This window comes from Trueperella pyogenes (assembly GCF_001070855.1).
In the GTDB taxonomy this organism is placed as follows: Bacteria; Actinomycetota; Actinomycetes; order Actinomycetales; family Actinomycetaceae; genus Pauljensenia; species Pauljensenia pyogenes_A.
Map to the genome: position 1 here is coordinate 180,040 of NZ_JVLH01000014.1, position 13,073 is coordinate 193,112.

Annotated in this window: 11 protein-coding genes; 1 reads left to right on the forward strand and 10 read right to left on the reverse strand. The window is 55.1% G+C overall.

The annotated features are described in order from the left end of the window. Positions 1-115: 115 nt before the first annotated feature. Positions 116-760: a GNAT family N-acetyltransferase gene (locus tag ADG72_RS07855; protein ID WP_239667702.1), complete on the forward strand. Its 645-nt coding sequence runs from the start codon at positions 116-118 to the stop codon at positions 758-760. Positions 761-879: 119 nt separating this feature from the next. Here the strand turns inward: ADG72_RS07855 and ADG72_RS07860 are convergent, their stop codons facing one another. The 10 genes from ADG72_RS07860 to ADG72_RS07905 all read right to left on the reverse strand — a co-directional run bounded on the left by ADG72_RS07860 (position 880) and on the right by ADG72_RS07905 (position 12,980). Beyond that, the gene (locus ADG72_RS07860) at positions 880-3,213 is read right to left on the reverse strand and encodes a hypothetical protein (protein WP_048714159.1); all 2,334 of its coding nucleotides are present in this window, start codon (positions 3,211-3,213) and stop codon (positions 880-882) included. An 82-nt stretch (positions 3,214-3,295) separates the two neighbouring features. Beyond that, the gene (locus tag ADG72_RS07865) at positions 3,296-4,348 is read right to left on the reverse strand and encodes a hypothetical protein (RefSeq protein WP_048714162.1); all 1,053 of its coding nucleotides are present in this window, start codon (positions 4,346-4,348) and stop codon (positions 3,296-3,298) included. 181 nt (positions 4,349-4,529) lie between these two features. Next, positions 4,530-5,390 (reverse strand): hypothetical protein, encoded by an 861-nt coding sequence (locus ADG72_RS07870; RefSeq protein ID WP_239667703.1) that lies wholly within the window; start codon positions 5,388-5,390, stop codon positions 4,530-4,532. A 55-nt stretch (positions 5,391-5,445) separates the two neighbouring features. Beyond that, positions 5,446-6,666 carry a hypothetical protein gene (locus ADG72_RS07875; protein WP_048714163.1) on the reverse strand — a complete coding sequence of 407 codons (1,221 nt, stop codon included), beginning with the start codon at positions 6,664-6,666 and terminating at the stop codon, positions 5,446-5,448. A gap of 107 nt (positions 6,667-6,773) precedes the next feature. After that, entirely contained in the window at positions 6,774-7,802 is a 1,029-nt protein-coding gene (locus tag ADG72_RS07880) for a hypothetical protein (protein ID WP_048714165.1), read from the reverse strand. 9 nt (positions 7,803-7,811) lie between these two features. Beyond that, positions 7,812-9,041: a hypothetical protein gene (locus tag ADG72_RS07885; RefSeq protein ID WP_048714167.1), complete on the reverse strand. Its 1,230-nt coding sequence runs from the start codon at positions 9,039-9,041 to the stop codon at positions 7,812-7,814. A gap of 93 nt (positions 9,042-9,134) precedes the next feature. Next, on the reverse strand, positions 9,135-10,139 hold the full coding sequence (locus ADG72_RS07890; protein ID WP_048714169.1) for a DUF4366 domain-containing protein: 1,005 nt from the start codon (positions 10,137-10,139) through the stop codon (positions 9,135-9,137). 176 nt (positions 10,140-10,315) lie between these two features. Beyond that, entirely contained in the window at positions 10,316-11,203 is an 888-nt protein-coding gene (locus ADG72_RS07895; protein WP_048714170.1) for a hypothetical protein, read from the reverse strand. Positions 11,204-11,379: 176 nt separating this feature from the next. Continuing rightward, positions 11,380-12,282, reverse strand: a complete 903-nt coding sequence (locus ADG72_RS07900) for a hypothetical protein (RefSeq protein ID WP_048714172.1) — start codon at positions 12,280-12,282, stop codon at positions 11,380-11,382. A gap of 113 nt (positions 12,283-12,395) precedes the next feature. Further along, the gene (locus ADG72_RS07905; RefSeq protein WP_239667704.1) at positions 12,396-12,980 is read right to left on the reverse strand and encodes a hypothetical protein; all 585 of its coding nucleotides are present in this window, start codon (positions 12,978-12,980) and stop codon (positions 12,396-12,398) included. Positions 12,981-13,073: the final 93 nt, after the last annotated feature.

Consider the following 13,073-nt stretch of genomic DNA (forward strand, 5'->3'; position numbering starts at 1 on the left):
TTTATGAATGCAAACTGTTGCGAGTGCGCTGTTCTGCCTTCATACTGACTTTTGAAAGAACGGGTGCAGGTTGATGCATTAGCCTCAAAACCTCAGTATCCACTCACACTCAGACATGAGGAACCGACGATCGGGGAAGGCCATGCACGTTTACTCTGCGCGCGAGGATCAGGTAGATAAACTCGCTGATCTCGCGGGTGCAGCCTTCGAAAATTACCCTCTTCACACGGCGGTGAAAGGGTTACTTGCTGAACCCGAAAAATTCTCCGACTGGATTCGTGATCTCCACGGCGTCATGATTCGCGTATTCGTGCGGTATCACACGGTTTTGGTCTTAGAAGATCAGGGGAAAATCCTTGGCGTTGCGGCGCTGAACCGCCGCCCGCCAGGGCTGCTTGAGTACTTGCGCTACTGCAGGCCCCTCCTTGGATACATGCGCTTTGACCGATTGGTGCGTTTCTTCTCTTTTACCGAGGCCGCGGATTCAGTTGTCCGTAAAGCATCGGATTTTCAGTGGTTCCTGACGGTGATAGCAGTGGATCCGGAATTTCAACACCGAGGCCTTGGTCGGCTTTTCCTTGAACGTGGGATTGAAGGATATATCCGTTCCCATGGGGGAGGCTGCCTCGCATTTATTACCTGCACCCCAGCGAATGCACACTTTTATTCGAGTGCGGGATACAGAATTGTTGGCGAGCACTCGGTGTCTTTGGATGGGAACGATGTGCATGTGTGGTCTTTTGAGAAGGTGATCGAGTAGAGGTCTTCTGGCGCGTTCTTAATGGAGGGAAGAACGCGTTAAAGGTTTCTACAAAGAGGTTGAGGGCTTGGTATCACGTGATACCAAGCCCTCAACCTATCCTTGAGCTCTCTAGCTCGTTATTGCTGCGTGGGGCCTTGCGCCCAGGGATTTGCCTGCTGGCCTTGCTGCCACTGCTGTCCCTGACCCGGCTGTTGGCCCTGCTGCGGTTGGCCGGGCTGGCCTTGCTGCCCATTCTGGGCATTCTGACCGTTTTGAGGCTGCCACTGCTGCCCCTGTTGCTGGCCGGGGCCGTAGGGCTGTTGCGTGAGTTGTCCACCCCACTGCTGGGCCTGTTGAGCGGACTGTCCTTGCTGCCACTGTTGCCACTGCTGGCCTTGCTGCGGTCCGGGGGCATAGGGCTGCTGTGCGGGTTGCCCGCCCCACTGCTGGCCCTGCTGCGAAGCAGGTCCGTAGGGATTGCGAGAAGGCTGGCCGCCCTGCTGCCATTGCTGCTGAGCTGGAACCTGGCTCTGCGACTGCCATTGCTGGTTCTGCCCGGGCTGTTGGCCCTGTGCAGGTTGCTGTCCCCACTGCTGAGGAGCACCGTAAGGGGAGCCCTGAGCTTGGGGCTGCTGGCTTTGTTGCGGAGCCGGCGGAACAATACTTTGACCGCGGAAGCTCATACCTTGCTGCTGTGGCTGTTGCTGCTGTTGGGGAGGAAGCGGCTGCCCCCATTGCTGACGAGGCGCCTGCTGCTGGCTGGGAATGGGAGCATATCCCTGCTGTCCCCATTGTTGCGGTGCGGGTTGCTGTTGCTGCTGCTGGGGTGGAAGCGGCTGTCCCCACTGCTGTGGTGCGGGTTGCTGTTGCTGCTGTGGCCGTTGTCCCCACTGCTGCGGAGCAGGCTGAGGCGCGGGGGACTGGGCAGGCTGAGGCTGCGTCCACTGCTGCTGCGAGCCTTGCCCAGGCTGCGACTGAGCAGCTGGTGCCTGGGTAGGTTGAGCCTGGGTAGCTTGCACAGAAGGAGCCGGTGCGGCTGGCGCCTGAGTAGGTTGCGTAGAAGCAGTTGGTGCCGGAGCAACTGGTGCAGGGGTCGAGGCCGCTGCAGCCGCTTGCTCTTCCACGTGGGGCTTTGCCTGTGCGGGTTCAGCTGTAGGTTGTGCGGAAGGCGCCGATTGGTTCGGTGTTTGAGTTTCAGGCTGAGAAACCGCAGAATGGCGGGCGGGCGAAGACTCTGACTTCGGTGCCGGAGGAATGTGCACTGCAGGTACCTGGGGCTGTTTCTGCGGTGCAGCATCTTGCGTTGCTGCCGCTTGAGACTGGGCCGCGGGGGCCTGAGTCTGAGGCTGTACGGCCTGTTGCTGAGCAGCCGGAACGGCAGCCGAGGCTGCAGAGGCTGCGGGCTGTGCTACAGGAGCTACAGGTTGAGTAGGAGCCTGGAAAGTAGCGGGAGCGACGCTCTGAGGAGCTGTGCCCAGCGGAGCCGAGCCCTGAGGAATCGCACCGGGTGCGCTGCTCTGCTGACGAGCTGCCTTTGCCGCTGCCTTTGCACGCTTTCGCTCATCGCGCTCGCGACGCTTATCTTCACGAGTGCGTTCGCGCGTCGACGAAGCTGTTGCAAGCTTCTCTTCGTCTCCCGATGCTTGATCAGCATTCTTAGACGCGGAAGAAAGGCGGCGAAGAACGAAAATAATGAGTGCTCCAACCACCAGCACACCTGCTACAACACCACCGATAATCCAAATCAGTGACGATGAAGACGAAGAAGAAGCCGGAGTTGAAGGAGCTGTGCGGTTGCGGTCAGGCGCACTTGGTTCAGGAGCGGGCTCGGGCAGCGGGCTGAGGGTAGGAATATCAGTTCCAAATTGCCCATTCACTGTCGCGGCGCCCTCATAGGACTTCGTCTTCTTACCGTGGACTGCCACTTTTCCGGTGGGCTTTTGCCACGTCACGATCTGGTTAACCGGCGAGTATTCGTCGGTACCACGCTTTGCACGGTCTTCGTCGTGGAACTGGGCGCCTTCAGAAGCGCTATCAAGTTCAAATACCAGCGGACGGACATTGATGAAACCAATATCGCGCTGGCGGCCCAGGAAGTCAGTCTCTTTCATCAACTGGTCTGCGGAATAGACCAAGGTGAAATCGCCCTGCTCGGTCAGCGAATAGTACTTCCCGACGGCATCTCCACTTTCGAAGGGCGGGAAGACTGAGCATCGAGTGAAGTTATCACCCTGCGTGAATTCGATGCGGTAGTCGCCGTTCCCATTCGAGAAGGATTTACATTTTCCCTCATCGATTTGCTTGGAACGGTCATAAATATCGAAGGCCTTGCCGACGCTTCCCTTGTTATAGACGCTCAAAGTCACGGAGACGGTCAGATCTGAATTAGCTGCGTGTGCTGTCGTTGCTGTTGGGAGCACGAGCGCTCCGGCAAGCACAAGTGCGGCTGCCGTCGAGTACAAACGCTTCATTGAGACATCCTTCGAAATTGAATCAAGCTGCTGCAAGCATATCGAATTGTTTTAGTGTGGCAAAAATGCTGAAGCAGAGTGCTTAGCTAGTTGGCGGTCCGTAGGGATTTCGCGGTGAATCTCCAGGGGGGCCGGGGAATTCAGTGGATGCGGAACCCGGTTTTTCGGAGTGTCCCTTGTCATCGCCTGTTGTATCCGTTTCACCTTCCCATTCCGTCGCAAAAGGATTCTGGGAAGTGCGAGCAGATGTTCCTATCGCGCTTGGAATAGAGGAGGAACTGACGGGGGATGGAGCTGTGGGAGTCTTCGTTTTGGCCTTGCGCTTTTGACGTCTGTCGAACCATGTACGCAAGAGAATGATCACAGATGCCGGAAATAAGAGGGTCATCGTCATTACTAGAACCAGTCGGGTGAATGTTCCGGGGGAAGAGGACGATGCTGATTGAGCCGTGGGTGAACTCGCAGCGGTAGCGCGACGCGCGTACGACGCGTCTTGAAGATTCGTTGGCATGGGGACTGCGACAACCCCATTGAAGTTTTTACGTTCGATGGTGTGGAAATTCTTCGCTTTTTCTACAATTCCCTCAGCAGCAAAGGTGGGTGTGTCAATATTTAGCCACTCCACGGTACTGAAGTTGGGGTTACTGTCATCCAGCTGAGCGCCGCTGCTGGTTTTAATGAAACGCATGTAAAACCCTGAAAGTGTGACGCTCTGACGTGCGACGACTGTATTTTCGGGAAGACCCAAAGACAGCTTCTCCAAGGTCAGTGGTGACGTAGCGAATGTTAACTTCCCGTCTTCGTCGATGCCGACATAGGGATTTGCGTATCGGTTAAATTCCGTGGAGATAAAGCAATCGTTCGAATATGTCTCTTGAGTAAAAGTCACCGAGGACCAATCCAACGCAACGGGAGAAGCCTGGCAGGCCTCTTCAGTCAGTGTCTTCGAGAAATCGTGCACCGTAACTTGATAGCTGACCGAATTTGGTTCACGAATTGTGAAGACTTCGTTAATTTTTACTTCGTTTTCTGCGCTATAGCCGGGGGTAGCGGTGAAAAGCGACAGCGCGATGACAGATGCACACACAGCCGCCCAAGTCTGCAGGCGGTGAAGGTGTCGGTGATAGGGGTGCATTAATTTCCTCAAGGTGAGCTGAGATCCAAGGACGTGCGTGCAGTCCTGCTCGATTTAAGCCGAAGGGCTACGCCACTCCGAATCGAAAGGATTGTGAGGTTCTTGAACAGTCGGGGTGGGTGCGGGGGGTGTCGAAGATTGGGCTTGGTAGTCCGAGGAGGCAAGGGTCCCCGCCTGAGTCTTATTTCGTTCTAGACCCTTCTTCAGTATCCACCACATGCACCACACGAAAAACCCCCCCCAGTCCCACGCCGATTACGGGGTTGATGACCCGGTTGATCAGCCACCCAAGACTAAAGGGTGATGGCGAGCTTGCTGTAGGCGAAGGAGTGTATGAACTTGCTGTAGGTGAAGGAGTGTACGACGTCGGAGCCGCAATAGTGCGTGAATGCGGAAAATCCGTCATTTCGGTCGGCACAGGAACAGCCGTAAGTTCGTTGAAATCTTTGCGCTCAATCGGGTGGGAATAAGAAGAACCTTGGATATATCCTTCGGCACCCACGATCGAACCGAGGTCATTAATCCATCTCACCGAATCGCTCGTAGGATCGCTCTCCACAAGTTCCGAGCCTTTCGTGCCCTTTGTGATGGTCAGGTAGCCTCCGGTGAAGTCAACTCGACGTGCTATCACGGAAATGTCTTCGGGAAGGCCAAGGGCGAGGTCTTTGAGCTCCACAGGAGCTGCAGCAAAGGTCACCTTTCCATCCTGATCGACGCCAACGTACGGGTTTGTTGCACGCTTGAAATCCGTAGTAATTTCACATTGGTTCAAATATGAGTCATCGGTGAATCGAGTCTGAGACCATTGCTGGGCCATAGGAGATGCGTCGCAAGCATCTTGGGTGAGCGTCTTTGAATAGTCGATTACCGTAATGGAGTGACTGACGTTACCGTCCGACAAAATCATGAAAAACTCTCTGATCTCCGCCTGATTGCGAACAGCATGAGCGGGCGATGCCCCGAATAAGGAAGCGGAAATCATGAGCGCACAGGCCGCAATGCTCAGCAAAATGCGGTTTCGTCTGGAAATAGATGCTCTCATGAGTAATTCCTTAGTTTTCGCGATTTCCTGCGGCTGTGATTGCGTAAGTCTGAAGTCATTCCTCCGGCGGCGCAAAACGATTACGTCCTTCTGAGGCTTTGTGCGATGCTGTCCCGCCCTGTGTGGAAGAAGATGGCCGGAAAGGATCATCCGCGGCCTCGGCTGCCGACGCTGCCTCGGGAATCGAAGGAATGTCCGGGGTTCTGGATGCAGGCTCCAAGGAGAAGGGATTGTGTCCAAGCGGGGTAGGGGATGGGGAGGGCTCGGGATGGGGGAGCGCTGTGGAGGCTTCGGCCTCGGCCTCGGTAACAGGCTGAGAACTCACATCAAAAGGAGTCTCTGAACTTGGCTGGGCAGGCGGTCGAGCTGGCTCGTAGTACTGGGGAATACTGAGTGGCGACGGCTCTGCTTTCTTTTGCTTCTTCTTCTTTTTCTTTTTGAGCGAGTCAAAGCCCCAGACAATCGCGATAAAGATGATGGCTATCGGAAGGCCACCGTATTTTTGAAGCGAACTCAAGACGGTGTCAAAAAACGAAATGACGCCAGGCGTGGAGCTTGAATTCTGAGAACTTGTTGTCCGTCGCGACGCGGCTTTGGACGGAGCCGAGGTCGCTTGATTGACGGTTGTGAGGTCACTAGGCACATCAACTGGTGAAATACCCCCGAGCTTCATGCGGCTCATCGGGTGGAAATTTGAGGGCACCTTGAGTGTGCCAATAGCTGCGACGGGAGCATTCAGTGCATCACCGCTCCACTTAACAATGACCCAGTGATTAAAACCATCGTCAATAGAACCCCCTGATGAAAGCTGGGTAACTGCGGCGTTCGGTGCGCTGAAAGTGATCGAACGCATGCCTTTGAAATCTGTATCCGCGGGGAAAGAAAGATGGAGGTCCTCAGGGGCTACCGGGCGTGCGGCAAAGGTGAAATCGCCCTGTTTATTGATCGCTAGGTAGGGATTATTACCCACGATCGTTGCGTTAATCCTGCAGTATGACAGGTTTTTGTCGTTTGAGAAGGTTGTTTCCGCGCTGGCTTTCGACTGGGGTAGAGAACGGCATGCCTCTTCGGTCATGGTTTGAGAAGAATCAATAATGTTGAGCTCATATTTGATGAATCCGATATCGCTGAAGATGACGCTCTCGCCAATGGAGACATAGGCGCTGTCAGCGAGTGCAGGTGTCGCCATCAGCGTGGAGGCGCTACCAGCAACTAGGAACGTGCAGGCTGATATGCCCAGCAGGCGCACCACGCGTCGCATCAGAGTGGATCGCATATGAGTCCTTCCATGATCATTGCCGAGGCTGTGGCCAGTCTAGTGGGAGTACGCCTCCTGTGTGGGGTGAGGTAGGTGAGCACTCCCGCTGTGCCAGCAGAAAACGCTCAGTTCTTTGGTGGCTCAAACGGGTTGTGCCAGCCGCTTGAAGAAGGAGAAGGCGGTTGAGCGCCGGCGGAGGACGAACCCTGGTAGGGCGAAGCGGGTGCTGATCCTGCCTGTGGGCCCATGCCGGTCGGCGTATAGGTGCCTCCGGGCGTCGTTGAGCCATATGGTTGGGGGATTGATACTCCAGCTTGGTATGAGCTGAAACCGCTTTGGTAGTAGACGGTCTTCTTTTTATTCCTGCGTGAAATCAAAACTGCAGAAATAAGCACGAGAACGACGGTGATGAATAAACAGGAGAAGAGAACCAAACGCATGCCAGGAGTTCCAAAGAACATGCGCCCTAGCCCGCCGGTTCCTGTATCGCTGGACGGGGTCGTCACATTGGGGGCCTGAAGATCAGTGGGTACTTCAACAGCGCTAATGCCGTTAAAAACCTCGCGTTCTTGAGCGTGAAAACGGTCGTCGATTTCCACCGTTCCTTCGGCAGCGACCACTTCTTCAGAAACCTCATCCCAGTGAACGGTGTCGCCAGAATCATCGCGACGCACCGAGGCGCCTTCGCTCACACGCGATGTATTCAGGTTCCTCCCCATCAATGAAAAGTGATGCGAAGAAACAACGGTATTGCTGGGAAGGCCGAGGTTGAGGTCTTCAATTTTCACTGGTTTCGCAGCGAAAGTGAGGTGTCCACTTGAATCAACCGCCACATAGGGATTCTTGTGTCGGTTGAAATCGGTTTCGATGCGGCAATAGTTGTAAGAAGAATTGGCTTCGAATTCGACGACCGACCACTGTTGAGCCAAGGGGACTGCCTCGCAGGCAGCTTCGGTCATGGTTTGAGTGCGGTCAAAGATCGATAGCTCGTATTGGCTACGTCCACTACCGCGTACGTAAACGCTTTCGCTAATCGAGACCTCTTGCTCTGCAGCATGAGTAGGGGCGGGCAAACCAATCGAGACAAGGAATCCACACGCAAAAGCGCAGGCAAGGAAAGAGCGCGTTGTCGGCCTCGGGAAAGAAAAAGGCATCAGATACTCCTAGAGGGAATTTCGCCAGTCGGTCGAGTACGGATCTGGTGCTGAATCGGCGGCTTCCGCCGGACTTGCCGCTGGAGGCAGGGAAGAAGCGGGATCAGGGGACGGCGCATAGGGGTTGTACGGCTCCGAGGAGGTAGCAGGCGGGGGCGAAGTCGGAGTTTGCGAGGCCGAGGCCGGCTGTGGCTCGCTGGGCGCGAGGTGGGGATCAGTGGGCACAGTGCTCTTCGGCGTGCTGGTTGAGGGGGCCTGCGATCCTGTTGAGAACGTGCTGGCAGAGGGGTCCTTTCCGCGAACGCTGAAGGGGCTTGGTGCCTGTGAAGGAGCCCCCGACGTGCTGTGGGATGGAAGCGGTGTAGGAACGCGTACTGGGAATCCGCCGCTCTGGTATTTGTTCTTGCGACGCCGGCGGGCGGAATACCTCGTTATAAACGTCGCACCGCCAAATATGACAATCGCTGGGAGCAAGCGAATGATGAATTGTATGAGGCCGGACATCATTCCCGAGGAGCCTGAGCTTGAACGCGCTGACGTCGAAGAAGGGGATGGGCTGTTAGAGCTGCTTGAGTTTGCTTTGACAGTAGAGGAAGCGTCTTGAAAATCGCCGGGCATATCAACGGCTTCGATACCTTGATAGGTCTTGCGTTCTTGAGTGTGGAAATCGTTGTCGACGTCGATAGTCCCCTCAGCGGCGACGACATTCTTTCCGATATTTTTCCATGAGACGTTATCACCTGTGCTGTCCTGGCGGGTTTCTGCTCCCGCGTTGACCTGCGTTGCGTGGAACCCTCTTCCGGTGAGGCTCACGGACTGGTAGGTGAGAGTCGTGTCTTCAGGAAGCTCAAGACCAAGGTCTTCAAGTGCGATGGGGCGAGCGGCAAAAGTTACGCTTCGATTCTGATCGACAGCTACATAGGGGTTCACATGGCGATTGAAGTCAGTTTCGATGGTGCATCGAGTTGAGGTTGGTGAGGCACTGAAGGTGACGCGAGACCACTCCAATGCCACTGGAAGAGACTCGCAGGCTTCCTTACTGATGAAGTTGGACTGCTCGATGAGTGAAAACTGGTGAGTGACACGTCCGTCAACTCGGATCCAGAAAGTCTGAGAAATACCGAAACGATGGCCTGCTGCTTGAGCTGATGGAGCATTGATTACTGGCGCGACCATCGCCAAAGCGCACATGCCGGCAAGAGAGAAGGTCGCAACTCGCTTTGTCAAAGAGAAAGACATGTCATGCTCCTGTGAGGGGTTAACTGTCGTCGGGGCGACCGCGGCTGCGCGCGGTCGCCCCGAAAAGTATTCAGAACTGAGAGCGAGCGCTGCTCAGGCCTGTGGGTATTGTCCCGGCTGCTGGCCTTGCTCAGGGTATTGACCGGGCTGGGGCTGTCCTGTGGGTGCCGGGTACTGGCCGGCTTGAGGCTGCTGGGGTGCCTGCGGGTACTGGCCGGGCTGGGGCTGTCCTGTGGGTGCCGGGTACTGGCCGGGCTGGGGTGCCTGCGGGTACTGTCCGGGTGCGGGGTACTGGCCGCCCATGGGCTGGACGGGGTATTGGCCGTTTTGAGGCTGGGCCTTCTTGCGGTTGCTCATGACAACGAATGCGCCAATACCACCGATGACGATGACTGCCAGGACCAGCAGGAGGATCCACTTCGAACCGGAAGAAGAGGAAGACGAGGTGGACTCAGGTGTAGAGGATGCTTCGCTGGTGGAGTCGGAATCAGCTGAAGCGCTGCTCGTCGAGCCACTCTTCGCTGTCGAACTGCTCTTCGCGGTTGAGCTCGCTGTGGAAGAAGCAGCTGCCTTGCCGTTCGTGCTGCCTTCGACCTTGAGCGAAGTCGTCACGTCGGTCCAGGTAACCGTACCTGCAGCTTTATCGATGGTGCCACCATTGTCAGCAGAGGTTGGAACCAAGCCTCCAGCGAACTTGGCGGTTACTTTTTGGATCTTATCGATCGGCATGGTCCCTGATAGTGTCTTGAGCGCATCGCCACTTTGGGACTTGAAAGTAAATGTGCTCCCCGAAGTTGTGAGAAGTTGTTTAACGTTGCTACCCGAAATCTTCTGGGTCACGTCGCAGATCGTCGATGAACCTTCAGTGCGGAAGGTAGGAGTTGCAGTGCCTCGTCGAGCCTTATCGCAATTCTCCTTGGTGATGATTTCTCCGTTGACATCGATAGTGCTTATTGTGTAGCTGGCTTCCGTCGGAGAAGAGAAATTGTAGACCTCTTCCACGGCGATCTCTGGGTCGGCGAAAGCAGGGCCTGCTGCCAACGCAAAAGAGCTTGCAATGGCAAGGATGCCGATAGCTCCAATTGAGCGTCGTTTCATGGGAGTTCCTTTGTTTAGAGGGTATGTATTCAACAGAATAAATGCATTTGTGAATACAGACGAATTGGATGACGTTTAAATTCTGAAAATGCCGTGGTTTGAAGAAAGCTGCGAATGTGAATGGGTGGTGTGCAAGCTCTACACACCACCCATTTCAATTATTGGTCTGAAACCGCTCAGGCTTGTGGGTATTGTCCCGGCTGCTGGCCTTGCTCAGGGTATTGACCGGGCTGGGGCTGTCCTGCGGGTGCCGGGTACTGGCCGCCCATGGGCTGGCCGGGGAACTGGCCCTGTGGGTATTGGCCGCCTTGGGTCTGGGCCTTCTTGCGGTTGCTCATGACAACGAATGCGCCGATGCCACCGATGACGATGACTGCCAGGACCAGCAAGAGGATCCACTTCGAACCAGAAGAGGAGGAAGACGAGGTGGAATCAGGCGTTGAGGATGCTGCGCTGGTGGAGTCGGAGTCAGCTGAGGCAGTGCTTGTTGAACCGCTCTTCGCTGTGGAAGAAGCAGCTGCCTTACCGTCCGTACTGCCCTTTACTTTGACATTACTCTTGACATTGGACCAAGTGACTGTGCCCGTCGACTTATCGATCGTGCCGCCATTATCGGCAGAACTGGGAACCAAGCCGCCAGCGAACTTCGCAGTCACCTTCCTAATGCTGTCAATGTTGTTGGGGAACTCTTTAGACATGACCTTCAACACGCCATCAGACTCGGAAGTGAAGGTGAAGTTGTTTCCAGAGACCTCCAAGAGCTCATCGATATCAGTTTCGTTGACCTCGGGGATTACATCACAGACGTTAACTGAGCCTTCTGTGTGGAACTTGGTGCTGAGCTCTGGGTTCTTGCTTGAAATGTAGCTGCATGTATACTCTGTCATCAAAGTCTTCGTGCTGTCCCTGAAATGCTGGGTATAGCTCAAGTGAGTTGCAGAGGTGAAATCGTAGGTCTCTTCCACGCTAAAACGCGGCTCGTCAGCGAAAGCTGGTCCTGTCGCCAACACGAGGGTGGCTGTGAGCGCCAGGGTACCTGCTGCCCCGATCGTGCGTCGCTTCATGAGAGTTCCTTTGTCTAGAGGGAAGCTTGCTCACAGAATAAGCAGTAATTAAGGGCTGTGACGAATTGAGTATCGTTTGAATAACGAAAGGCTTTAAAGAAGCTGAATTGAGTGCAAAAGTGTGGTGGGTGGCGCGTATATAACGCGCCACCCACCACATGTATCACGAGTATTGCTCAGGCTTGGGGGTACTGACCTGGCTGCTCTCCTTGCTCAGGAACTTGGCCCTGCTCAGGTTGCTGCGGAGCCTGCGGATATTGATCCGGCGAGGGGGAGACACCTGCCTGGGGCTGTTCGCTCGGCGCTGGGTACTGAGCGGGCTGGGGCTGTCCAGCCGTGGCCGGGTACTGCTCGGGGTATTGCCCGGGTACGGGTGGCTGGCCCTGTTGTGGGAAGTCGCCTCCGAGAGGCGGGACGGGGAATTGGCCGGTTTGCGGCTGGGCTTTCTTCTTGCGGTTGCTCATGACAATGAACGCACCAATGCCGCCAATAACAACAACTCCAAGGATCAGCAGAAGGATCCACTTTGTCGAGGATGATGAAGATGAATAGATCTTGCCTTCGGTATGTACATCCGTTGACGCATTGATCCAGGTAACCGAATCGCCGGTTGGGGCAATCTGTGTGTCGCCACCGTCTGGAACAACTGCAGACTCGATCCTGTATCCCTTGGGGAAGGTCGCGATCACCTTCATGTTTTCAATGCCCATGCGGGAACCGATACTGCTTAAAACAGTGCGACTCTGTGATTCGAAAGTGAAAGTATCGTCGCTGACCTTCAGGATTTTTGCGACTTCGTCAGAAGGAGCGTCTTGGAAAATTGCGCAGGTAGTGCTGGAATTCACCTGCTTAAAAACTGTATTTGCACCAGCGGATCGCGCCTTCTCGCACGACTCCTTCGTGACCACGGTGCCCGAAGAATCGCTCATCCTTAAGGTGTAGGTCATCTTTGTTGCGGAAGAGAAGTTGTACTCCTCTTCAAGGCTGATGGTGGAATCAGCACTGGCGGTACCTGCAGACAAAGCCAATGCCCCGGTGAGTGCAATTGCTCCAAGAGATCCAAAAATACGGCGCTTCATAAATCGCCCCCTCTGTGTGTGATGTTTAAAGCGAAGACAGAATACAGAACCAGCGTCAGGTGATCCAGTTTTGTATCAACGTGAGAGTTCTTGAAGTGGGTAAAAGGCCCTAGTTAGCGCTGTTGGTGCTGGGCAGGGCGACAATCCTTCCCCTTACGCAGCCTTACGGTCCAAGCGGTGATGGCTGCAAGGAAGGAGACTCCAATAGCGATGTACTTTGCTGGTACCCCTTGACTTCCGTCTTGGGAAGAAGGCTGATCATCATTGGTCGATGCAGAAGGAGCCGCTTGTTGGGTAGCGTCGACCTCTCCAGTCGCGCTAACTATAGAAGGCGCATTGGTCCAATGCACTGCACGCTTGGCTGGGTCAACTTCTCCTGAACTATCGGCGGATGTTGGTACGTATCCCTCGGGGAATTGGGCGTTGATGTTGACTGTTGGGCTATCGCCGCTTGTATTAGCCCCGTCGGCGATTCCCGCCAAGATTATTGACGTTTGGGATGTGAAAGAAAAACCTGCCTCGCTGGTGGTCAGGAATTGTGAAAGCGATGATCCCTCATAATCAGCTGAAATCCTGCATGTATGAGCTGATCCATTGGACTCAAAAATGGGGGTTTCTCCACCGAGTTGGAGCTTGCTGCACATGTCTTCCGTGAGGATTGCCCCTGACGCGTCAGTGATAGATGCTGTATAGCTCATGTGTGAAGGCGTGGTGAAGTCATAGCCTTCGTCGACGCTGAGGGTAGGGGCTGCGTAACTTGAACTGCCAATGAAGAGCGCTGAAAGAGACAG

Bases quoted from the DNA above. Each gene is read 5' to 3' on its own strand.
- ADG72_RS07855 (WP_239667702.1), top strand. From the start codon at position 116: ATGAGGAACCGACGATCGGGGAAGGCCATGCACGTTTACTCTGCGCGC.
- ADG72_RS07860 (WP_048714159.1), bottom strand. From the start codon at position 3,213: ATGAAGCGTTTGTACTCGACGGCAGCCGCACTTGTGCTTGCCGGAGCG.
- ADG72_RS07865 (WP_048714162.1), bottom strand. From the start codon at position 4,348: ATGCACCCCTATCACCGACACCTTCACCGCCTGCAGACTTGGGCGGCT.
- ADG72_RS07870 (WP_239667703.1), bottom strand. From the start codon at position 5,390: ATGAGAGCATCTATTTCCAGACGAAACCGCATTTTGCTGAGCATTGCG.
- ADG72_RS07875 (WP_048714163.1), bottom strand. From the start codon at position 6,666: ATGCGATCCACTCTGATGCGACGCGTGGTGCGCCTGCTGGGCATATCA.
- ADG72_RS07880 (WP_048714165.1), bottom strand. From the start codon at position 7,802: ATGCCTTTTTCTTTCCCGAGGCCGACAACGCGCTCTTTCCTTGCCTGC.
- ADG72_RS07885 (WP_048714167.1), bottom strand. From the start codon at position 9,041: ATGTCTTTCTCTTTGACAAAGCGAGTTGCGACCTTCTCTCTTGCCGGC.
- ADG72_RS07890 (WP_048714169.1), bottom strand. From the start codon at position 10,139: ATGAAACGACGCTCAATTGGAGCTATCGGCATCCTTGCCATTGCAAGC.
- ADG72_RS07895 (WP_048714170.1), bottom strand. From the start codon at position 11,203: ATGAAGCGACGCACGATCGGGGCAGCAGGTACCCTGGCGCTCACAGCC.
- ADG72_RS07900 (WP_048714172.1), bottom strand. From the start codon at position 12,282: ATGAAGCGCCGTATTTTTGGATCTCTTGGAGCAATTGCACTCACCGGG.
- ADG72_RS07905 (WP_239667704.1), bottom strand. From the start codon at position 12,980: ATGAGCTATACAGCATCTATCACTGACGCGTCAGGGGCAATCCTCACG.